This is a genomic window from Collinsella sp. AF31-11 (assembly GCF_003475605.1).
GTDB lineage: Bacteria > Actinomycetota > Coriobacteriia > Coriobacteriales > Coriobacteriaceae > Collinsella.
On the sequence record NZ_QRQS01000010.1, the window covers coordinates 50,182 to 71,882 of the forward strand.

Here is a 21,701-nt window from a genome sequence, read left to right on the forward strand (position 1 = left end):
GTTTTGCCGCATATGCTCTGATTGGCTCGTTCCGACCAACGTGAACGCCCGTCGACTCGAGTCAAGCTGAAAGAAAATGAGTCGACGGCAATGCTCGCAAAGGTAGTGTTTAGGATATACGAGGATCAGTGAAAAGACGATACGACAAATGTGCAGCCAGATTTATTCTTGGATAGATGGCAATTTGCAAATTGGCGTCGATATGTATCGTCTACAGCTTCACGAATCCTTTTCCTTTCCGGGGCGCTGGCTTGGCATATGGGCCTGCGCTGAATTCTTCCGTAGAGTCTAACAAAGCAATAATGCGGACGCAAGGAGGCGTTGCGTCTGAAAGCACGCCATTGCGTTGGACGCTTGAAGGGGTTTGCAAGTCGATTGAAAGAATACTAGTGCATCCGCTTCTTGTAACTAGCATGCGATGGTGGTCGTCGTGAATGTTGAGCGAGGTCATCGACTTGATTTTTCTGGTGTTTGAGATATTAGCTTTCGCGATTTACCCTCCAAATTGCAGAGGTTTGAGACGACCGGAAAGGAATGCTTATGCTCGATTCTCCGTTCTTCAGCTACTGGGGAAAGGCGAAAGGAGTTGCTTTTCTCCATCACGGCAATATCGCATTGGGGCTCAAAGTCGTAAAAACGTCGTAAGGTACGCGATATGGTTCGCCGGGATCCTAACTAGCTAGGCATTTTTCTGAATCTGCAGATATTCCCATGACAGATAAACAGTACGCGTTGCATAGAACGATACCTTTCATATAGAAGGCTGCTAAAGAGTCGAAGCCGGGCGCATACAGAGTTTTATTTCTTAGCCAGTTTGAAGTAGCGCTCAAATATCAATTCGAAAACGTAATAGAACATTAATCGACTGTCGAGGTCCATGCTGCCCAAGCGGATTTCTTTTTGCACGGTGTAGATAGGGTAGTCGGCTAGTTTCGAGAGAGAATTTCGAGAAAAGCCGGTGAGTGTGACGATTTTGCATCCGCGCGTTTTGGCTATCGATGTGGCGTCAATAGACACCTGCGTCTCGCCGCTTACGGAAACGCTGAAGACCAGGTCGTTTTTGCCAAGCAGTTCTGCGTAGTGCCTCATGACGTGGCGTTCACTGAGTGTATCGGTATTCTTGCCCATTATTTTGAGCTTTTCAGCCATCTCGAGGCACGGGTATTTCGAAAAGCCCGAGCAGAAGAACACGATATGCGAGGCGTCCTGGATAAGGCTCACGACCGAGTCGATGACCCGGTCGTTAAGCAGGTCTTTGGTTTGTACGAGCTGGGTGTCGAGCGGAAGTGTCTCGATAGTGAATCGATTGCGGTCGAGCGAGGCGGAATACGATTGTTTGAGCTCCGTAAACCCCGAGAAGCCAAGCTTATGGGCAAGCCTTACGATCGTGTTGGGAGCGACAAAGAACCGTTCAGCAACGCCCTTAAGCGTGACATCGTCAATATCGTCACGCAGCTCGATGATGTAGCGCATGATCTCGCTTTCGAGATCGTTGAGCTTGCTCTCGCCAGCTCGCACATGATCATAAAAAGATTCTTGATCTTTCATAAGATGTTTCAGCCCCTCGCACCTCGCCGTACATATGGTACCGCTTTGTGTAGCCAGGTGAGAAATCGGTAATCGGTCAAGATTGCCTATTACCCATGAACTGGGCAAACGTACGTGTCGGCCTACACATATCTGTGTCGTGAACGAAATCATGTGTCCCCGTTTCGCATTGACCTGCGCAGGGGCTTGCAAATGATCTCAAGTCGCAAAATATCAATCGAAACGAAGCAAGCCGAGGACAACCGCGGAGCCCAAGGTCTTCGAGAACACCGATCAGCCAACCCTGGAGGGACGGAACATGAAGGATAAGCTCAATATTGTGATCGTTGGCGGCGGCTCCACGTGGTGCCCTGGCATTCTTAAAGCCCTGACCAAGCACATGGACATTCTGCCGCTGAACCGCGTGATGCTCTATGACATCGATGCCGAGCGCCAGCGTCCGATCGGCGAGTTTGGCAAGATCCTCTTCGCCGAGGAGGAGCCCGGTGTGGAGTTTGGTTACACCACCGATAAGGACGAGGCATACACTGACGTTGACTTTGTGCTCTGCCAGATTCGTACCGGCGGCTACGAGATGCGCAGCAAGGATGAGAAGATTCCGCTGCATATGGGAATCATCGGCCAGGAAACGGTGGGCCCCGGCGGCATGGCTTACGGTATGCGCTCCATGCATGACATGGTTGAGATCGTCAACGACGTTCGCGCTCATAGCCCGGAGGCGTGGATTATCAACTACACCAACCCGGCTGCTATTGTGGCATATGGTCTCGAGCGCGTTCTGCCCGATGAGCATCGCGTCCTCAACATCTGCGACCAGCCTGTCAACCTCATGCGCTCTTACGGTCGCCTGCTCGGTCGCGATATGAGCAAGACGGAGCCCGTGTACTTTGGCCTCAATCACTTCGGTTGGTTCAAGCACATCTACGATGAAGAGGGTCATGACCTCGTCCCGCAGATTAAGGAGTACACGGAGAAGAACGGCTTCCTTCCTGCCGATGCCGAGCAGCGTGACCAGTCCTGGCTTGATACCTACGCCATGGTCAAGGACATGCTCGAGGACTTCCCCGACTATCTGCCCAACACTTATCTGCAGTACTATCTGTATCCCGAGTACAAGGTCGCTCACCTCGACCCCGACTACACTCGCTCCGATGAGGTTATCAACGGCCGTGAGAAGCGCGTGTTCGCCGAGTGCGAGCGTGTTGCCAAAGTCGGCACCGCAAAGAACTCCTCGGTTGTGCAAAACGACGCTCATGGCGATATGATCGTGGAAATCACCTCGGCCATTTATCGCAACACCAACAAGACCTTCATTGTCATCGTGCCCAACAACGGCATTATCGAGGGGATGCCCGATGACGCCATGGTCGAGGTCGCGGCAAGCGTGGGCGCCAATGGCCCGCAGCCCTATGCTGTTGGCAAAATCGGTACCTTCTATCGCGGCCTTATGGAGAACCAGTACGCCTATGAGCGCCTGACTGTTGAGGCTTGGATGGAGGGTTCCTACGAGAAGGCTTTGCAGGCACTCACGCTTAATCGTCTGGTCGGTGATGCTAAGAAGGCTCGTAAGGTGCTCGACAAGCTCATCGAGGCGAACAAGGATTATTGGCCGGAGCTTAAGTAACTAGTTCCATATCGCTTGATAACTGTTATGGGGCGTGTGGATTGTAGAGCCGCGCGCCCCGTTTCTTTAAGAGGGGTATCCCATGAACAAAGATGAGCTGCTGGCAAAGTTCCAGCGCCTGGGCAAAGTCCTCATGACGCCCGTGCTGATTCTGCCAATTGCCGGCATCCTCCAGGGCTTTGGCAATGCCTTTACCAGCCCCACCCTTACGGCAGCTGTTCCCTGGCTTGCTGCTCCGGGCTTTGCGATTTTCTTTTCGATTCTCAAGGCCGCAGCCGGCATCGTTATGAACAACATCCCGGTTATCTTCTCGATTTGTCTCGCCTATGGCTTCGCCAAGTCCGAGAAGGCTACCGCGGCGCTTTGTGGCTTTTTGGGCTACATGTGCATGAATTCCGTGATGGGCACGTTCCTTACGGCGACTGGCGTTATCGATCCCGCGAATCTTACGACGGGCCAGAGCACGATTCTCGGTATCACCACGCTCGACACTGGCGTTATCGGCGGTCTTCTGGTGGGCGCAATCGTCGCATGGTTGCATAACCGTTACTACAAGATTGAGCTGCCCGCCGTGTTCTCCATCTTCAACGGTACGCGCTTTATTCCGGCGGTAACGCTGCTCTCATGCAGCATCCTCGCATTGGTCATGTCCTTTGTTTTCCCGTTTATTCAGAACGCTCTCGGTGCGCTGTCCGAGTTCATCAAGACTACGGGTGCCTTTGGTGCATTTGTCTACGGCGCCGGCGAGCGCATGCTCCTGCCTTTTGGCCTGCATCACTTTGTCTATTTGCCGTTCTTCTTCACGTCGCTCGGTGGCGTCGAGACCATCGACGGCCAGACCGTTCAGGGCGCTATCAATATCTACAATGCGATCCTGGGCTCTCCCAGCACGCCGTTTAACATCGAGGTCAGCCGTTTTGTCATGAACGGCAAGGTTATCTTCGCCATGTTCGGCCTGCCCGGCGCTGCACTCGCCTTCTACAAGACGGCGCTTCCCAAGAACAAGAAGAAGACCGCGGCGCTCATGATCGCCATCGTGGTGCCTTGCATCCTCTCCGGCATTACCGAGCCGCTCGAGTATTCCTTCCTGTTTATCGCGCCCATCCTCTACGTGTTCCACGCTCTCATGGCTGGTCTTGCCTATGCGCTGACCTATGTCCTGCAGTTCAACGTGGCTGGCTCCGCGTCCTTCGGTGGCCCGCTCTTGTCGTTGATTTTTAACGGCATTATGGGTGCAGCCAAGGGCTCCAACTGGCAGGTTATCCTGTTCCTTGGCCCCATCTACTTCGTGGTGTACTACTTCGTCTTCAAGTTCATCATTCTTAAGAAGGACCTTAAGACCCCTGGCCGCGAGGAAGAGTCCGACGACGAGGCCGAAAAGGCTCCCAAGACCGTGATCAGCGACCTCATTCCCGCCATCGTTGAGGCAGTGGGCGGCGACAACAATATTAAGTCTGTCGAGGCCTGTTTCACCCGTCTGCGCATCCAGCTCAATGACTGTGACAAGGTGGTTGATGACGCCGAGTTTACCGAAAAGCTCGAAGCGCGTGGCATCGTGCATGTCAACGGCGGCGTGCAGATTGTCTACGGCAACATGGCATCTAACTACGCAACTCAGATGCGCGAGCTGCTGGGTATGGAGTAAACGACTCAACCACACGATCAAGATTAATACAGGTCGGCGTCCGATTCTTCAATCGGGCGCCGACCTGTGCTGTTTTGGGGCGAATGGGCAAGTACATGACGTGCTCGCTGCTCTCTTTTGGCACTGCCTATCGTGTATTCGGACGCCTTGCGACGGTGAGGGCGTTCTTTTCAGTTCTAGCATGTTTGCGGCTAGCGCTGCGCCCGAAGTCGATTTGCACAGCTGATATATAGAGCGTTAACCGCGCTTTGTAGGCTCATGCCCTCAACCAAGGCGGTCGAATACTCGCTGAGTGACTCCGTGCTCACGGGTAGCAAGAGCTCACGCGCCCCGTTGTTATCGAATGCCATGTTGCTCGATATCCAAATAACGCGGCAACCTCGCCGCTTGGCCTCAACGTAAAGATTGAAGATATAGCTCGTCTTTCCTGAGAACGATACAAAGATGGTTAGATCGTCGGGTTGGAGCAGACAGAGCGATGTCTCCTGTCCCTTGACGGAGCCGAATGAGAAGCACAGTCGGTTTACGCGGCTCAGCTTTTCGCAGAGTGAGCGGGCGGCGAGATTGGAGAATGAGCTTCCGTATACGTAGACATTTTGCGCATCGAGAAGCCAGTCAACGGCCTGCTCGAGTCGATCCTCAGTGAGCAGGCGTTTTGTTTCAAGCAAAGAGGTCTCTACGATATCGAAATACCAGGGTATATCGATTTGCTTATGCGCCCTTGCCTCGGTTGTCTCACGCTGGAGCCAAGCGTTGAAGTCGTCAACTTGCTCTTTGAACGATCGAAAGCTCGAGCCGTTCACGCGCCTGCAGAAGCGCGAGATGGTCGCGGGCGATGTATTGCACGCGCGGGCAAGTTCTTCTATTGAGAGCTCTGGGACCTCGTCGTGATGGGAGAGGGCGTAGAGTGCGATGTGGGCGTCAAGGCTGCCGCCCTTCTCGACGTCTTCGATACAAGACCTGAGGTTCGAATAGACCTCGTACATCGACATTCAAATCACTCCAAACAATAATGCCCCGGAGCGGATATGCCATCTCCGGAGCATTGTGGTGAAGCTATGGGACGGATTTATTCCATGCCCAAGTATTCTCTCATTTCGACTTTGTAGACAGAAGCTTTATTGCCGTAAACGATCTGAACACCGCCGCCAACGTGCACGATGGCGCTGGCGCCGAGGTCTTTGGTGAAGACGCTATCGTCCTTGACCAGGGCGGTGTCTTTGAGGCTGAGCCTCAGGCGAGTGAAGCAGGCGTTGACACCCGAGATGTTATCGGCGCCGCCCACGGCTTCCACGATCTGCGGGATGAGCTCGCTTACCTGGACAGGTGCTTTGGAGTCGATGGCCGACGTGTCATCCGCTGCCTGCGTGTCATCATCCTCGCGGCCCGGGGTCTTGAGGTCAAATTTCTTGATAAAGGTGCGGAACAGCACGTAATAGATCCCGAAGTAAGCGATGCCGAGCGGAATGAGCCAGAACCAGTTGGAGCCCTTATCGGCGTTCATGATGCCGTTGAAGATCCACGAGAGGAGCGGTCCGCCGAAGGCGGAAGGCCCGGGCACATTGAACTGTACCAGGTAGGTGAGTACATACGCGATGCCGCACAGCAGAGCGTGGACCACATAGAGTACGGGCGCTACAAAGAGGAAGGAGTACTCGAGCGGTTCGGTTATGCCCATGATGGCGGCCGGGATAACGGCGGCGATCATGAGGGAACCGACCTTCTTTTTATTCTCGGGACGGGCACAGTGGTAGATGGCGAGTGCCGCCGCGGGCAGGCCGCACATGGCGAACAGCACCTTGCCGTTCATGACGTATTTTGAGATGTCGATGTCGTACATCATGCCGGGCGTGTTGAGCATGGCGTTGTAGATGTTGACAGCACCTTCGACGGTCTGGCCGTCAACCTGGATGCTACCGCCCAGAGAAGTGAAGAAAAACGGCAGGTAGATGAAATGATGCAGGCCGAAGGGCAGAAGCATGCGCTCGGAGAAGCCATAGATGAACGCGCCAAACACCCCGGTGGAATCGATGAGTGTCGAGGCGGCCTTTAGGCCGGTTTGCACAAACGGAAACACGAAGGCGAGCGCAACGCCCACTAGGCTCGCGAAAACGACGGTGAGGGCGGGGACGCAGCGTGTGCCGTTGAAGATGCCGAGCACCGGCGGAAGCTGCACCTTATAGAATCGGTTGTGGATCCACGCGACTACCAAGCCGATGATGATGCCGCCGAATACGCCGGTGTCGAGTGTGGTTACGCCCAGGATGGCGTTCTGACCGGTCTGCAGGTTGGCGGGATCGATGGTGCCCAGCAGGATAAGCAGCTGACCCATGATCGTGTTCATGGTCATGTAGCCGATGAAGCCTGAGAGTGCGGCGGTCGCCTTCTCGGCCTTGGCGTAACCGTAGGCAATGCAGATCGCAAAGAGAACCGAGATGTTACCATTGATAACGTTGCCGGCTGCTTTGATGAGTGTGCTAAAGATCACCATCGGCTCGGTGCCCAAAAACGGGCAGAGCGAGATGAGGTTAGCATTGGAAAGGGCGGAGCCCAGACCGACCAAAATGCCGGAAACGGGCAGGAGGAGGACCGGCGCCATGAGCACCTTGCCGAGTCTCTGGAACTCGCTGTAGAGCTTGCTTTCTTTCATGATGTTCCTTCGATGCGCGGGGAGTTAGGACAGGGTCGGCCAATAATCGCCGTTCGCTTCGATCAGGTCGTCGAGGATTTGGCGCGCGACGGTAGTTGAAGGGACGGTCTTGTTGATCGCGATGGCTTCGAGTGCCTTCTGGTAGGAATGCTCGTAATATGCGTCGACGGCGAGCTTCTCGCTGGCATTCTGCTCTTCGATAAGCCCCTTGTAAAAGGTGGGGATAGCAGGCTGGCTGATGGGTTCGGGGCCCCAAGAGCGCAGGTAGGCGGGGACCTCGACCATGGCGTCATCGGGCAGATTGGGGATGGCGCCGTTATTCTCGACGATTACGAGATAACGTTCGCACTTGTTGTAGGCGATAGAGGCGGCTGCGTCGACGATAAAGTCGCCAAAGACCGTGAAGCTCTGTACGGGGCTCTTGTAATTGGCGGGATCTGCCAGGTACTTGTCGTGCTCGGCAAACATCTCCTTCTCGCGTCCGTTGATGACGTTGTCGGCGCGCGTCCAGTTGGGGTCCATGTCATCTGCCATGTCTTTGGAGTACAGGTAGTACTGCAGGTAGCTGTTGGGCAGATACTCGGGATAGTCCTTCACAATCTTGACGTATTGACCCCAGGTGTGCATCCAGTCCTTGTCCTTGTGATGCTTGTCGCTCACGGCCATGCCGTGCTCGAGAATCATCTGACGGAGCTCCGGCAGACGATCGCGTCCCTGCTTGTCGTAGATTTTGGTAAACCAGCCAAAGTGATTGAGTCCAAAATACATGGGGTCGATATCGCGCCAGCTGGGAAGTCCGAGCATCTTAGAGTACGAGAGCAAGATAGCCGTGGGCATATCGCAGATGTTAAGGATATGGTCGTTGTTAAACTCGCGACGTGTGGCCTCGGCGACAACTGCGGCGGGGTTGGAATAGTTGAGGATCCAGGCGTCTGGACTGTATTTCTTGGCGTAGCGTACGAGGTCGAAGACGCCGGGGATGGACCTGATGCCATAGGAGATCGAACCGCCGGCGCCGCAGGTTTCCTGTCCTACACAACCGTACTTGAGAGGGATGCGCTCGTCCTGGCGACGCATCTGAAGGCCACCCTGGCGGATTTGTGCGAAGACGAAGTCGACATCGGTGAATGCCTTTTCGGGATCGGTCGTCACGACAACTTCAATGTCAGGAGCTTCCTGCTCGATGAACTGCTTCATGATGTCGTAGACGAGATGCATGCGCTTCTCGTCGATGTCGTACAGGGCGAGTTTGCGCAGCGGCAATTCGTTTTTCTTCTGCAATAGGCTCTGGATGATGCCGGGAGTGTGGGTGCTGCCGGCCCCGGCGATTACAACTGCTTTCTTGTCCATGTGGTAAACCCCTTTCGTGTGGATTGACCACTTCAGACTACGAAAGCTTTACCTGCGATTCTACCGATTTTCAGATTGCGAAAAACGATAGCGGTAATCTTAACAGGATGCGTTTTGCGTGGTTAAATAGCGCCGGGAAAGATGCTGACTTGGGCGACGTGTTGCATGGCTGCGGGAGCGAACGCCAGGCGGTCAAAAGATGGTGGGCGGTGCTGCGGCTTTTGGCTGCAATTGCGCTACCCGCGACGACGCTCCCAGCGAGCCAACTTAATCGTCACCAGCGTAAGCGCCCAGGCCACAAGCGAGAACGCGGCGCCCACGGCACCCACGTACGCAATGCCAGCGCTGCTCACAACGGCGCCGCCTACCGCGGTGCCAAACGAAATGCCGACGTTAAACGCCATGGGCTCAACCGAACTCGCGAGCACCATCGACTTGGGATGGCGGCTGCGTGCCACGTCCATAAAGTGCGTGATGCATGACACCGAGAACAGGTACATGAGCAGCGCCAAGCTAAAGACAAAGACCAGCGCGAGCGGCATGGTGCCGCCCACGGCAAACAGCCCGAATAACGCCGCGGCCTGCAGCACAAACGTCACAAGCAGCGCCTTCATGCCAAAACGCGCGTCGATCCATCCGCCCAAGATGTTCGAGACCAGGCAGAACACGCCGTAGGCCATAAGCGTGGTGCTCGCCTGAACGGTTCCCATACCCAGCACCTGCTCAAGATAAGGCGTCACGTAGCCGTAGAACACATAGACCGAGCCTACGCCAAACAAAAAGATGAGCATGCCGGTGATGATGCTCGGCTCGCGCAGCAGACCCGCCTGCTCGCGAAAGGTGGCAGGCTCATCGGTTTGCCCAGCGCGCGGCATAAACGCCACGAGCGCTCCGCAGATCAGAACGGCAAAGGTCAGCGTGCCGTACATGGCCACGTGCCAGTCGAGCGTGTCGGCCACGAACTTGCCGATCGAGGTCACAAAGACCATTGCCACGGAAAACGCACCATATACCACCGAGATGGCAAGTGAGGTTTGCTGTGGGGACAGCAGCTCGGGGATGTACGTCACACCCACGGCGAGCAGTGCGCCCGAGACGGAGCCCAGGACAATGCGCGAGATAAACAGCACCTGGAAGTTGGGCGCCAACGCCATGACCAGGTTGCCGAGCACAAAAACGATGCTGTAGCACACGAGCAGCTGGTAGCGGCGGAATCGCCCCGTGCTGAGCGCGAGCACCGGCGTGGCGATAGCGTAGACGAGCGCGAACACGCTGATGAGCTGGCCCGCAGTGGCAAGTGATACGCCGAGTTCCGTTGCCAAGTCGCTTTCGATGCCGATGACCACGAACTCCGAGCAGCCGAGCGAGAAGCCCAACAGCACGAGCAGCGCCAGGCAGAGCTTGGTGCGCGCGGGGGAGAGCGCGGCGGCGGTTGACTTACTTTTAGGCGTGGTTGCGGCGGTCAAGGTTGTCACTCCAATGTCGCATGAATAAGCGGGATTCAATCCCTGCAACTCTAACAGAATGTGTCAGGTGCCTGCCCCCTTTGTCGCAGGCTGCGCTTGCCTGTATAGTCGCAATACAGGCGAAGATGGTCTCAGGTACATCGCGGGCGACAGGAGATCCCATGGGTATGCACACGACAAAGGTTGCAGTGGGCGAGGGCAAGTTTGCGCTCGAGGCCCAGTTGACGGTGACGCCGCGCGGCATGGTGGTGTACGCCTGCTCGCCGGAGTACGCGCATCTGGGCGCCACGGCGCAGGCCATTCCGCGCCCTGAGCCCGGTCGCACGGCGACCGTGAGCATCCTGGCCGTTCCGTGCCATCGAGATGAGATCCCGGCGCACGATATCGCGGCGGCGCTGGCCACGCGCTTTGGCGTGCCGGTAGTTGCAAGCACGGGCTTTCATGTGGAGCATGCGACTGCGGACGATCTGCAGCGCGTGCTCGCTACCACCAAGGAGCTCATCGCCGCGCTCGAGGAGGCCGCCGCGCGCATCCTGCGCGCCGGCTGGGATGAGGGCGGTGCAGGCGCCGAGGTCGTGGCGGTCGATGCCGCGACCGGCGAGGCGCTTGGCCCTGTCGATCGCATCGAGGCACATGCCGGCGAGGGCATCCTGCATCAGGCATTTCTGACGCTTCTGGTCGAGGGCCAGGGCGAGGACGCGCGCCTGCTGCTCTGCCGCCGCAGTCCGCTCAAGCGCCTGTGGGGCGGGGTGCTGGCCGATAGCTGCGCCGGCCATCCGCTCCCCGGGGAAGACGTCGCGGCCGCCACGGCGCGTCGCATCAACGAAGAGCTTGGCATTGCGCGCGAGCCCGACCAGCTCAAGCACCTCGGTCACGTGGTGTATCGCGAGGATCACGGCGACGGCCGCTGCGAGTGCGAATGGTGCGAGGTGTTCGCAGCCCATGTTGAGCCGGGCGAGCTGCATATCAACCAAGAGGAGATCTCGGAGGTGCGTCGCGTGGCCCCGTCCGAGCTCAAAGGCTACCTGCAGGGTCACCCCGAGCAGCTGGCCCCCTGGCTCCGCGAGGCACTCAGCGACCCATCCATCCGTACGGCCCTCGCTATGTAACAAAGGTACAGTCCCTTTGCCATATCCAAACCGTCACAACATTCGATGAAAATCTCGAAATCGAGGAAAAGCGTCGAAGATTGTGACGGTTTTTGCCCAGAGGATCGCTTCTCATCCAAAAATCCCGCTTGACTGTATTGCCACAACACAGCGCAACGTAAGGGGCGTCCGATAACGGGCGCCCCTTTTTAAGCGGCAACGTGGTTGCGAATCCGGAGCGCCCCCAACAAGAAAGGTGGGGAGATGGAAGCGGAAAAGAAGGCGTTTAAGATCACCAAGCGCGAAATTGGCTTTGTGCTGGGTATCGTTGTCTTTTTGCTGGTGAAGTTTCTTCCTTTGGCGGAGCTGAGCTCGACGGTCGAGCTCACGGTCGGCGGTCAGACCTGTCTGGCACTGACGCTCGCCACGGTGGTGTTCTGGGCATGCGGTGTGGCGCAGCCGGGCTTTGTGGGCCTGCTTTATTGCGCGCTGCTCGTTCTATTCAAGGTGTGCGTGGACGACACGGGCGCCGCGAGCATCTCGGCGACGGTCGCCTCCACGTTTAGCTCGTGGACCAAAGCCACCATGTGGCTCGTCATTGGTGCCTACCTCATCGCCAGCGCGGTCAAGGAGTCGGGCCTGGGCGAGCGCATCGCCTATGCGTTTATGCTCAAGTTCGTGCGCGACGCCAAGTCGCTCATCATCTCGATCTTCGCGCTCACCTTTGTGCTGTCGCTGCTGATCCCGCATCCGTTCCCCCGCGCCTTCCTCATCCTCGCCGTCGTCTCGGTCATCGCCGAGTCCGCCGGCTACGGTGACGACGACAAGGGTAAGCTCGGCTTCCTCGTGTTTGCCGCTGCTGCCCCGGGCTCCATGTTCTTCCTGACGGGCGACTCCACACTCAACCCGCTCGTCGCGCAGTACAGCGCCGAGGCCGGCGGCATGAGCCCGTCCTTCGTCGACTGGTTCCTGTACATGAGCGTGCCCATGCTGGTCGCGCTGCTGTGCACCCTGTTCCTGGGCCTCTTCTTCTTTAAGCCCAGCAAGGAGCTCGTTTACGATCGCGAGCAGATCGTGGCCAAGCAGGCCGCGCTCGGCAAGCTCTCCGTCAAGGAGATCCGCACCATCGTGTGGCTTGTCATCGCCATCGCGCTGTGGCTCACCGTCTCGGGCGACTATATCGGCTGGGTCACCCTGGCCATTGGCGTCGCACTCGCCATGCCCATCATCGGCGAGGTCCTCACTCCTGCCAGCTGGAACGCTGTCGACATCAAGTCCCTCATGTTCCTGACGGCCGCCATGGCCGTGGGTTCCGTGGGCGGCGCCACCGGCATGAACGCCTGGATCGCCGACGTCGTGCTTCCCAGCTCCGTGCCCGAGAACATCTTCCTGTTCGCCCTGCTCGTCGCCGCGCTCTCCATGATCATCCACATGTTCATGGGCTCGGTCATGGCCGTGCTCGGTGTGTGCGTGCCGGCGTTCATCAGCTTCGCGGCCGGCTCCAGCGTAAGCCCGCTTGCCGTGGCGCTCATCGTCTTCACGTCCATCAACATCCACTACATCCTGCCGTTCCACAACCTGCCGATCCTTGTCGGCGAGGGCAAGGACGCCGGCGGCTACACCTCCAAAGAGGCCATGCGCATGGGCATTCCCCTCACCGCGGTCGTCTTTATCGTCGTGCTGGTCGAGGCCGCCTGGTTCCACCTCTTTGGCCTGATGTAAGCAGTCGAGTGCTTGGCTGTAATTAGCCGAGTGCTTGAACTGCGAGTGCCCGAGCGCCCCATCTATGAGCGCTGCGGCCCCATTACGTTACCAAGCCCGGCGGCATCCTCGCCGCCGGGCACTCTCCCGAAAGGAGCATGCTATGTCCACTACCGATGCTTCCCAGATCCACGACCTGCGCTCCGCGCTCGACTTTTTGCGCGAGATGCCGGGCCAGCTGCTCGAGACCGACACTCAGGTCGATCCCGATGCCGAGGTCTCGGGCGTCTACCGTCACGTCGGCGCCGGCGGCACCGTTATGCGCCCGACCAAAGAGGGTCCGGCGATGGTCTTCAACAACGTCAAGGGCTTTGACGATGCCAAAGTCTGCATCGGCATGCTTGCCAGCCGCAAGCGCGTTGCCGCCCTGCTCGACCTGGACGAGGAGCACCTGGGCCTCGAGATCGGCAAGCGCTTCGAGAACCTGATCGCGCCCGAGCAGATCGCCGAGGGTGCGCACGTCGACTGTCAGGAGGTCGTGTACAAGGCGACCGACGAGGGCTTTGACCTGCGCAAGATCGTTCCCGCTCCTACCAACACGCCCGTCGACGGCGGCCCCTACATCACCATGGGCCTCGCCTACGGCACGAGCCCCGACGGCTCCCAGTCCGACGTGACCATCCACCGCTTCTCCTGCGTCGACAAGGATAAGCTTGCCATGTGGATTACCCCCGGCAGCCGTCACCTGGGCGCGTTCTTTGACGAGTACTGCCAGCGCGGCGAAGACATGCCCATCTCCATCTCCATCGGTTTGGACCCCGCCGTGTACATGTGCTGCGGTTTTGAGGCTCCCACCACACCGCTCGGCTTCAACGAGCTGCAAATTGCCGGCGCCCTGCGCGGCCACGCTGTCGAGCTTGCCGACTGCGTCACCGTTCCGCAGAAGTGCATCGCCAATGCCGAGTACGTGCTCGAGGGCTACCTCATGCACGACGAGACCATCAACGAGGACGTCAACGGCCACGGCTACGCCATGCCCGAGTTCCCCGGCTACACCGGCGGCGCCAAGGTCTGCCCGGTGATCAAGATCACCGCCGTCACCACGCGTGTCAACCCCATTATGGAGAGCTGCATCGGCCCTTCGCACGAGCACGTGTCCATGGCCGGTATCCCCACCGAGGCTTCCATCTACAAGATGGTCGAGACCGCTATCCCGGGCCGCCTGCTCAACGTCCACGCTGCACCCTGCGGCGGCGGCAAGTTCGTTGCCATCATGCAGTTTAAGAAGTCGAGCAAAAATGACGAGGGCCGTCAGCGCAACGCCGCCATGCTCGCCTTCTCGGCATTCTCCGAGCTCAAGCATGTGATCTTGGTTGACGAGGATGTTGACATCTTTGATATGAGCGACGTGATGTGGGCCATGACCACGCGCTTCCAGGCCGACGTCGACCTCATCACCATCCCCGGCTGCCACTGCCACGTGCTCGACCCGTCCAACGACCCCGCGTTCGACCCCACGATTCGCGAGCACGGCATCGCCTGCAAGGCCATCTTCGACTGCACGGTTCCGTTCGACCTCAAGAAGAATTTCATTCGCTCGCAGTTCATGGAGATCGACAAGGACAAGTGGGCCAAGGAGATTGCTTTCTAAGGTTCCGGCGTTCTACCGAACGTCGGACCACTCGACGCTGCGCCCGCGCCTGGCGGGCAATCTGCCCCTCAACTGCGAAGGCATGGGCATAAGCCCTATGCCTTCTTGTTTCGGGGCACCTTGCCTCGCCAGACGCGCACTCGCTGACATTGCCTGACCTATAGCTGCCATTTTGTTGTAAGGAGTCGCTATGTCTGATCCTGTGATCCGTCCCCGTCGCATTGTCGTTGGCGTGTCTGGCGCCAGCGGTGCCGCGCTGGGTCTTGAGTGCCTCAAATGCCTGCGCCAGGCAGGTGCCGAGTCGGCGCTTGTCGTCACGCGCGGGGGAGAGATCACCATCGAGCAGGAGCTCGGCATGACGCTCGACGAGTTTGCCACGCATGCCGATGTGGTCTACGACAACAAGAACATCGGCGCCGCCATCGCAAGCGGCACCTATCCGGTCGACGGCATGATCGTGGCCCCGTGCTCCATGAAGACGCTCGCCGGCATCGCGAGCGGCTACAGCGACAATCTGTTGCTGCGTGCGGCCGACGTGCAGATGAAAGAGCAGCGCCGCCTGGTGCTCATGGTGCGCGAGACGCCCTTCAGCGCCATTCATGTCGACAACATGGCGCGCCTTGCGCGCGTACCGGGCGTCATGCTCATGCCGCCCATGCTCACGTTTTACAACGGCCCCGCCACGCTCGATGACGCGGTGCACCACATCGCCGCCAAGGCGCTCGAGGCCGTCGGCGTGTCATGCGCAAACTATAAGCGCTGGTCATAGGCGTCTTTAGGGTAGGATACGAGTAGTGTTTGAGCCCGCTGCCCCTGTGGGCGGCGGGCTTTGTGCGCAAAAAGGATGTGTCGGGAGGACCTATGCAGACGGGCATGTATGCGATTAGCGAGATGGCGAGTTTGTTTAACGTTTCGCGCCAAACGCTCATCTACTACGACAAGATCGGCCTGTTTAAGCCCGCCGTGGTTAACGAAAAAGGCTACCGTTTCTATTCGCCCACGCAGATCCCGCTCATGCGTCTGATCTGCATGCTGCGCGACCTAGGGCTCGAACTCGATGAGATCGACCGCCTAGCCTCGACGTTCGACATTAGCGAGATGACCGACCACCTGCGCTCGCGGGTGCAGGCGCTCGACGAGCAGATTGCCGGGCTCAAAGCCGAGCGTGCGAGCGTGCAGGAGCGTCTGAGCTTTTACGACGAGGCAGTTTACTGGCGCGAGCGCGAGGGCAAGCCGGAGCTCAAGCAGTTCGAGCGCCGCTTCGTGGTCTTTGAGGAGTTTCCAGGCGATATCGAGCGCGGCCGCTCGATGCTTCACCCCACGCTCATGCGGGCCATCCTGCGCATGCGTGCGTTGACGGGCACGCGCCCTATGCGCGGCTGGGGTGCCATGCTGCGTCGTGAGGCGCTGCATTCCGACGACCCTATCGCCGGCGCGGGCTCCTTTGCCGTGCTGCCGCGCGGTGTCGAGGAACTGCTGCCGAGCGATCCCGCCGAGCTGGCAGAGATCGGCATCGAAGTGCTGCCCGAGGGCACATACCTGTGCATGAGCCGCTGGGGTATGCCGTACGAGCCCGAGGGCATCCGCGCCATCGTTGCCTGCATGGACGAGCACGCGCTCCAGCCCGTTGGCAACGCTTTCGACTTTTGCTACCTCGATACCACGAGCTACGACGAGTCCCACCAAGAGGACTTTTGCTGCATCCAAATCCCCGTTACCCTCCAGATGTGACAAAGGGACAGTCCCTTTGTCACATTCGCGGCATGGCTGCCGCCCAAACCATCACAACATTCGATGAAAATCTCGAAAACGAGGAAAAGCCTCGAATGTTGTGACGCTTTTCCTATCTGTGCCGGCGAGCTCCCGTGTCATCTGGGGGTATAAGGCTAGCAAGTGTTTATTTGCGAGGCCAAGGGGGCGCCCCGTATGGATATCGATAACTTTGAATGGTGGTATAGCGAGGGCGAGGCTCCGGACGAAGAGTGGGACGAGCCCGCGCCGTGTGACGTGTCGAGCGACGAGGACGAGACCGGCAACGATGCCGGTGTCGAGCCTGAAGCCGCTTCCGATGCCGCCGAACCCCTAACCTTTGAACAGGCTTGGGCCCAGGCCGAGGCCGACGAGGCGAAGGCCGATGCCACGGCCACGCTCGGCGAGCCGGCTGATATGTCGATCTCGCCGGCAAAGACCCCACAGCCGCGCCATACCATCGACCCCGGCAGCACGGCATCCTTCAGCATACTCGACGTGCCCGCGCAGGGTGCCCAGGCGCCCGCCCCCACCCATCGCCCCAACCTGGCTCGCGAGGAAGACGCGGGCCGTCGCTCTCCGCTCGGCCCCATTCTCATCGCCTTTATGGCCGGCGTCATCGCTTGCTCGGCGATCGGCAGCATCTGGGGTCATGTCGAGCAGCAGCGCCAAGACGCCGCCAAGGTCGAGATGTCTGTCGAGCAATCGCTCAGCCGCACGCGCTCGGTGCATGTGTCGGTCGAGGTTAAGGACGGTGCGACATGGGACACCGCCCGCGGCGACAGCCAGATGCTCGTCCATATCGTGGGTCGCACGCTCAAGGGACAAGCAATCGACGAGTATCAATACGTCAATTCCGAAGGTGACGGTATCGAGCTCAAGCCCGGCGACTACGAGCTCACGGTCGATGAGCCGCCCGTCGCCACCGACGGCACGCGTTACCGCGCCTCAAAGCGCATGGTTCCGGTGAGCTTTAATTCACAGGCGCCCGATACGGTCGATAGCACGCCGCAGGGCGGGTTTGACCTTTACGCTATTGCTCAATAACTGCGCCTGACGCTCAACCCCGCCGCCAAGAGTGGGACAATAGCCCTCGATACTGTTGTTTATTTTTGGAGGAAGTAGCATGTCCACCGTCACTACCATCAAGCGCGGCGGCCTCACCGCGGCCATCGATTCCATGGGTGCCCAGCTCACGAGTCTTGCCCTCAACGGCAACGAGTATCTGTGGCAGGGCGACCCGGCCTTTTGGGGCAAGCACGCGCCCATTCTGTTCCCCATCGTGGGCTCGCTGCGCAACAACACTGCGACGTCTGCGGCCGGTACCTGCGAGATGCCGCGCCACGGACTCGCGCGCATCGTCGAGCACAAGCTGGTCGAGGTCTCCGAGGACGGCTCGTCCGTCACCTACGAGATCACCGACACGCCCGAGTCGCTCAAGGCTTTCCCCTTCCACTTTAAGCTCAGCATGACCTATGCCCTAACCGGCGACGCCACGCTCACGCAGACCTTTGCCGTTACGAACACCGGCGACGTGGACCTGCCGTTCTCGGTGGGCGGCCACCCTGCATTTAACGTGCCCGCCCCCGGTGCCGAGGACGAGGCGTTCGAGGATTACGAGCTGGCGTTTACCGAGGCCTGGACTAACGAGGCCCCCGTCATCACGCCCGATGGCCTTATGACGTTCGAGGGCAGCTACAAGGCCCCCGATAACTCGGACGTGCTGCCCATCACGCACCGCAGCTTCGATAACGACGCCATCATGTTCACCGATACCCCGGGCTCCACGCTCACGCTGCGCGGTTGCAAGTCTGGTCACGGCGTCAAGATCGACTTTGAGGGCTTTAAGTACATCGGCGTGTGGTCTGCCGCCAACGACGCCCCGTTTGTGGCGCTCGAGCCTTGGACCGGTCACACCACCATGGACACCGAGGACGACGTCTTTGAGCACAAGGTCAACACCATCGTCGTGGCCCCCGGCGCCACCGACGAGCGCTCCTTTAGCGTTACCCTGCTCTAGAGGTTCCGCCGTTCTAGCGAACGGCGGGCCGGTCGACGCTGCGCGCCACCCAGAGCGACAATTTGTCATTCAAAAGGCAAGGCATGACCAGAAGGTCTATGCCTTGCCTTTTTCATGCCAACTTGTTCGCTCTGGGCGGCGCTCGCTGGCATTGCCAAAACATCGACGTTCCCAATGACTACCGTGTGTCTATTAATTTTTCGAGCTTGTGCTGCGCTGCTGGTCGCTGGCGTATATCCTGTTAAGTCGTCAGCATACGATTCAACAGGGAAGGCAGATTATGCATTCTCCCCATCAGCGCGACGCGCAGACCCAGCCGGTGTGCAGTCGTCGCGTCTTCCTGGGTAGCGCCCTCGCTGCGAGCGCTTCCGTCGTCGCCGGCGCGCTTGTCGGCTGCCAGCGCCCGTCCACGCTCAAGGTGGTCCAGCCCACCACGGGCGGCGGTCGCGAAGACCTGTCCGATTCTGTGATCGGCAAGGACAAGATCCGCATCGGCATGGAGGCGGCCTACGCCCCATACAACTGGCAGGTCTCCGAGGCCAGCGAGTACACCATCCCCATCGACAACGTGCAGGGCGCTTACGCCGATGGCTACGATGTGCAGATCGCCAAGATCGTCTGCAAGGCCCTCGGCGGCGAGCCCGTTGCCGTCAAACAGAGCTTTTCGGGTCTCATCGATTCGCTCAACAACGGCCAGATCGACCTCATCATCGCCGGCATGAGCGCCACGCCCGAGCGCGAGGAGTCCGTCGGCTTTTCCGACCCGTACTTCATTGGCTACTTTGGCCTGTTCGTAAAAGAGGGCTCGCCCTACCAAAATGCGACCAAGCTCAGCGACTTTAGTGGCGCCACGGTGCTCGGCCAAAAGGACACGATGCTCGATACCGTCATCGACGAGATCCCGGGCGTCGTCCACAAGAATCCGGTCGATTCGGTGCCCACGGTGTTTTCGAACCTGCTACAGGGCACCTGCGACGCCGTGACCTACAACACCGAGAACGAGAAGGGCTATATGGCCCAAAACCCGGGCATTGTCCCCATTCATTTTGCCGAGGGCGAGGGCTTTAAGCAGGAGGTCGCTGCAAACGTCGGCTGCCGCAAGGGATCGGACAAACTGCTTAAGCTCATCGACAAGACACTCAAGGGTGTCAGCCAGGAGGAGCGCGACCAAATGTGGGACGCGTGCCTCGACCGTCAGCCGGCATAGGGAGGCAGCATGAAAACCATCAATCGTCTGGCCTCCTTTATCAAAGCCGACCACCGTTATGTGTACCTGGGCACGAGCGTTATCGCGGCGCTCGGCCTGGCGTTTAGCCAGCGCAACCCCACGCCGCTGAGCTTCTTGGCGCCCACGGGTGTGTTCCAGGACTGCCTCTGGGCGATTCTGTGGGCTTGGATTGTCGTATCGGCGGCAGCGCTCGTCACCAAGCTCATGCATTGGAATGACTATCGCCAAAAGTCGCCGTTTGCATCCGAGCGTTGCCGCCGCGGCGCGCGCCTGGGCAGCTATGTCGTGGTTGCCATCGCGGCGATCTTCTTTATCGACCGTTGCGTCATGTCGTTTATCGACCTGGTGCAGGTGAGCATTGTCTCGGACTCCAACCCCAGCGACTTTCTGTCGAGCTTGGTCTACATGACCTACAAGAGCGGCGACTTCTTTATCCGCGGTATCGAGATCACCATCGCGCTTGCCACCTTCGGCACCGCCATCGCCTTTTTCCTGGCACTGCTCTTTGTGTTCCTGCGTATTCAGACGTTCGATCGCGTGGATAACGACCTGGTGCGCTTCTTTAAGAGCATCGGCCGCGGCTTTACGACCGTCTACTCCACCATCGTGCGCGGCACGCCCATGATGGTCCAGGGCCTGCTCATCTATTACGCGGGCTTCACCGTTTTGCGCGGCATGGGCTTCGAGACTGCCCAGGCCAACCAGATCTGGAGTACCTTCACCGCCGGCCTCGTCACCATCTCGCTCAACTCCACCGCCTATATGATGGAGGTCCTGCGCGGCGGCATCGAGTCGATCGACCCCGGTCAGGCCGAGGCGGCGCGCTCGCTGGGTCTGTCGCAGTGGCAGGCCATGCGCAAAGTTGTGTTTCCCCAGGGCATTAAAAACGCGATCCCGGCGCTCACCAACGAGCTCATCATCAACATCAAGGACTCGTCGGTGCTCTCGGTCATCGGCGTGTTCGACCTCATGTACGCCACCACTACCGTCGCCGGCGTGTACTACCGCCAGATGGAGGTCTACTGCGTGGCGCTTGTGGTCTACCTGATCCTGACGCTCGTGGCGAGCCGCCTGCTCGAGGCCTTTGGCAAAAAGCTCGGCGCCGAGGCCCCGGCAACGCTGCCCAGCTCCAACTAGGCTCAAGACGAGGAGAATCATCATGGCAGATACCGCCACTACCGGCGTTGCGGCCGCCGCACAGACAAATGAGCCGCTTATCCGCGTCGAGGGCCTGCGCAAGAGCTTCGGCTCGCTCGAGGTGCTCAAGGGCATCGACCTGTCCGTTAATCCCGGCGAGGTCGTCACCATCATCGGCGCCTCGGGTTCGGGTAAGTCGACCTTCCTGCGCTGCTTCAACCTGCTCGAGACCCCGGACGCGGGCCATATCTGGTTCCATGGCCAGGACCTCACGGCCGAGCGCTGCAACATCAACAAGCTTCGCGAGGACATCGGCATGGTGTTCCAGGGCTTTAACCTTTTCAACAACATGGATGTGCTCGACAACTGCACGCTCGCGCCCGTTACGCTCAAAAAGATGAGCGAGACCGAGGCCGAGAAAGTCGCGATGGAGCATCTGGCGAGCGTGGGGCTCGAAAAGTTCGCGCACGCCGCCGTGGGCCGCCTGTCCGGTGGTCAAAAACAGCGCGTGGCCATCGCCCGTGCCCTGTGCATGAATCCGCAGATCATGCTGTTCGACGAGCCGACCTCCGCACTCGACCCCGAGATCGTGGGAGAGGTGCTCGAGGTCATGCGCAAGCTCGCTGCCGACGGCATGACCATGGTCGTCGTCACGCACGAAATGGCCTTTGCCCGCACGGTGTCCGACCGCGTGGTCTTTATGGACCAGGGCGTGGTGCTCGAGGATGCGGCACCGGCCGAGCTCTTCGGCAACCCCAAACACCAGCGCACCCGCGAGTTCCTCTCGCGCTATCTTGAGGACAAATAACCGATCGCAAACGCTTATGTGGCAGGGCCGCTCCGG

Annotated in this window: 17 protein-coding genes; 12 read left to right on the forward strand and 5 right to left on the reverse strand. The window is 59.0% G+C overall.

Features of this window, described 5'->3' with window-relative positions:
* Nucleotides 1-798: 798 nt before the first annotated feature.
* Nucleotides 799-1,548 carry a MurR/RpiR family transcriptional regulator gene (locus DWZ22_RS07595; RefSeq protein WP_158573314.1) on the reverse strand — a complete coding sequence of 250 codons (750 nt, stop codon included), beginning with the start codon at nt 1,546-1,548 and terminating at the stop codon, nt 799-801.
* A gap of 298 nt (nt 1,549-1,846) precedes the next feature.
* On the opposite strand from DWZ22_RS07595, the gene DWZ22_RS07600 reads away from it, so the two are divergent.
* Both DWZ22_RS07600 and DWZ22_RS07605 read left to right on the forward strand, forming a co-directional pair.
* Nucleotides 1,847-3,172, forward strand: coding sequence for a 6-phospho-alpha-glucosidase (locus DWZ22_RS07600; protein WP_089573127.1), 1,326 nt, complete (start codon nt 1,847-1,849; stop codon nt 3,170-3,172).
* Nucleotides 3,173-3,254: 82 nt separating this feature from the next.
* Nucleotides 3,255-4,817 (forward strand): PTS transporter subunit EIIC, encoded by a 1,563-nt coding sequence (locus DWZ22_RS07605; protein WP_117734901.1) that lies wholly within the window; start codon nt 3,255-3,257, stop codon nt 4,815-4,817.
* A gap of 191 nt (nt 4,818-5,008) precedes the next feature.
* Here DWZ22_RS07605 and DWZ22_RS07610 read toward each other — a convergent pair whose 3' ends face one another.
* The 4 genes from DWZ22_RS07610 to DWZ22_RS07625 all read right to left on the reverse strand — a co-directional run bounded on the left by DWZ22_RS07610 (nt 5,009) and on the right by DWZ22_RS07625 (nt 10,292).
* Nucleotides 5,009-5,809, reverse strand: coding sequence for a MurR/RpiR family transcriptional regulator (locus DWZ22_RS07610; RefSeq protein ID WP_117743849.1), 801 nt, complete (start codon nt 5,807-5,809; stop codon nt 5,009-5,011).
* Nucleotides 5,810-5,886: 77 nt separating this feature from the next.
* Entirely contained in the window at nt 5,887-7,467 is a 1,581-nt protein-coding gene (locus DWZ22_RS07615) for a PTS transporter subunit EIIC (protein ID WP_117716372.1), read from the reverse strand.
* A gap of 24 nt (nt 7,468-7,491) precedes the next feature.
* Nucleotides 7,492-8,817, reverse strand: coding sequence for a 6-phospho-alpha-glucosidase (locus DWZ22_RS07620; protein ID WP_117763852.1), 1,326 nt, complete (start codon nt 8,815-8,817; stop codon nt 7,492-7,494).
* A gap of 236 nt (nt 8,818-9,053) precedes the next feature.
* Nucleotides 9,054-10,292, reverse strand: coding sequence for an MFS transporter (locus DWZ22_RS07625; protein ID WP_233546472.1), 1,239 nt, complete (start codon nt 10,290-10,292; stop codon nt 9,054-9,056).
* A gap of 152 nt (nt 10,293-10,444) precedes the next feature.
* On the opposite strand from DWZ22_RS07625, the gene idi reads away from it, so the two are divergent.
* The 10 genes from idi (at nt 10,445) to DWZ22_RS07675 (ending at nt 21,665) form a co-directional block, all read left to right on the forward strand.
* Nucleotides 10,445-11,392, forward strand: a complete 948-nt coding sequence (idi, locus tag DWZ22_RS07630) for an isopentenyl-diphosphate Delta-isomerase (RefSeq protein ID WP_158566082.1) — start codon at nt 10,445-10,447, stop codon at nt 11,390-11,392.
* Between the two features lie 243 nt (nt 11,393-11,635).
* Entirely contained in the window at nt 11,636-13,093 is a 1,458-nt protein-coding gene (locus DWZ22_RS07635; RefSeq protein WP_199574414.1) for an SLC13 family permease, read from the forward strand.
* 142 nt (nt 13,094-13,235) lie between these two features.
* Nucleotides 13,236-14,723 (forward strand): UbiD family decarboxylase, encoded by a 1,488-nt coding sequence (locus DWZ22_RS07640; RefSeq protein ID WP_118081653.1) that lies wholly within the window; start codon nt 13,236-13,238, stop codon nt 14,721-14,723.
* Nucleotides 14,724-14,913: 190 nt separating this feature from the next.
* Nucleotides 14,914-15,492, forward strand: a complete 579-nt coding sequence (locus DWZ22_RS07645; RefSeq protein WP_117655372.1) for a UbiX family flavin prenyltransferase — start codon at nt 14,914-14,916, stop codon at nt 15,490-15,492.
* Nucleotides 15,493-15,584: 92 nt separating this feature from the next.
* Nucleotides 15,585-16,454 (forward strand): MerR family transcriptional regulator, encoded by an 870-nt coding sequence (locus DWZ22_RS07650; RefSeq protein WP_117655373.1) that lies wholly within the window; start codon nt 15,585-15,587, stop codon nt 16,452-16,454.
* Nucleotides 16,455-16,649: 195 nt separating this feature from the next.
* Entirely contained in the window at nt 16,650-17,519 is an 870-nt protein-coding gene (locus DWZ22_RS07655) for a hypothetical protein (protein WP_117757474.1), read from the forward strand.
* Between the two features lie 79 nt (nt 17,520-17,598).
* Complete coding sequence (locus tag DWZ22_RS07660) at nt 17,599-18,492, forward strand: aldose 1-epimerase family protein (protein WP_118405827.1); 894 nt, start codon at nt 17,599-17,601, stop codon at nt 18,490-18,492.
* A gap of 280 nt (nt 18,493-18,772) precedes the next feature.
* Nucleotides 18,773-19,699, forward strand: a complete 927-nt coding sequence (locus DWZ22_RS07665) for a transporter substrate-binding domain-containing protein (RefSeq protein WP_118405828.1) — start codon at nt 18,773-18,775, stop codon at nt 19,697-19,699.
* Nucleotides 19,700-19,708: 9 nt separating this feature from the next.
* On the forward strand, nt 19,709-20,857 hold the full coding sequence (locus DWZ22_RS07670) for an amino acid ABC transporter permease (RefSeq protein WP_117807931.1): 1,149 nt from the start codon (nt 19,709-19,711) through the stop codon (nt 20,855-20,857).
* Nucleotides 20,858-20,879: 22 nt separating this feature from the next.
* Nucleotides 20,880-21,665 carry an amino acid ABC transporter ATP-binding protein gene (locus DWZ22_RS07675; RefSeq protein ID WP_117793868.1) on the forward strand — a complete coding sequence of 262 codons (786 nt, stop codon included), beginning with the start codon at nt 20,880-20,882 and terminating at the stop codon, nt 21,663-21,665.
* Nucleotides 21,666-21,701 lie beyond the last annotated feature (36 nt).

Bases quoted from the DNA above. Each gene is read 5' to 3' on its own strand.
- DWZ22_RS07595 (WP_158573314.1), bottom strand. From the start codon at position 1,548: ATGAAAGATCAAGAATCTTTTTATGATCATGTGCGAGCTGGCGAGAGC.
- DWZ22_RS07600 (WP_089573127.1), top strand. From the start codon at position 1,847: ATGAAGGATAAGCTCAATATTGTGATCGTTGGCGGCGGCTCCACGTGG.
- DWZ22_RS07605 (WP_117734901.1), top strand. From the start codon at position 3,255: ATGAACAAAGATGAGCTGCTGGCAAAGTTCCAGCGCCTGGGCAAAGTC.
- DWZ22_RS07610 (WP_117743849.1), bottom strand. From the start codon at position 5,809: ATGTCGATGTACGAGGTCTATTCGAACCTCAGGTCTTGTATCGAAGAC.
- DWZ22_RS07615 (WP_117716372.1), bottom strand. From the start codon at position 7,467: ATGAAAGAAAGCAAGCTCTACAGCGAGTTCCAGAGACTCGGCAAGGTG.
- DWZ22_RS07620 (WP_117763852.1), bottom strand. From the start codon at position 8,817: ATGGACAAGAAAGCAGTTGTAATCGCCGGGGCCGGCAGCACCCACACT.
- idi (WP_158566082.1), top strand. From the start codon at position 10,445: ATGGGTATGCACACGACAAAGGTTGCAGTGGGCGAGGGCAAGTTTGCG.
- DWZ22_RS07635 (WP_199574414.1), top strand. From the start codon at position 11,636: ATGGAAGCGGAAAAGAAGGCGTTTAAGATCACCAAGCGCGAAATTGGC.
- DWZ22_RS07640 (WP_118081653.1), top strand. From the start codon at position 13,236: ATGTCCACTACCGATGCTTCCCAGATCCACGACCTGCGCTCCGCGCTC.
- DWZ22_RS07645 (WP_117655372.1), top strand. From the start codon at position 14,914: ATGTCTGATCCTGTGATCCGTCCCCGTCGCATTGTCGTTGGCGTGTCT.
- DWZ22_RS07650 (WP_117655373.1), top strand. From the start codon at position 15,585: ATGCAGACGGGCATGTATGCGATTAGCGAGATGGCGAGTTTGTTTAAC.
- DWZ22_RS07655 (WP_117757474.1), top strand. From the start codon at position 16,650: ATGGATATCGATAACTTTGAATGGTGGTATAGCGAGGGCGAGGCTCCG.
- DWZ22_RS07660 (WP_118405827.1), top strand. From the start codon at position 17,599: ATGTCCACCGTCACTACCATCAAGCGCGGCGGCCTCACCGCGGCCATC.
- DWZ22_RS07665 (WP_118405828.1), top strand. From the start codon at position 18,773: ATGCATTCTCCCCATCAGCGCGACGCGCAGACCCAGCCGGTGTGCAGT.
- DWZ22_RS07670 (WP_117807931.1), top strand. From the start codon at position 19,709: ATGAAAACCATCAATCGTCTGGCCTCCTTTATCAAAGCCGACCACCGT.
- DWZ22_RS07675 (WP_117793868.1), top strand. From the start codon at position 20,880: ATGGCAGATACCGCCACTACCGGCGTTGCGGCCGCCGCACAGACAAAT.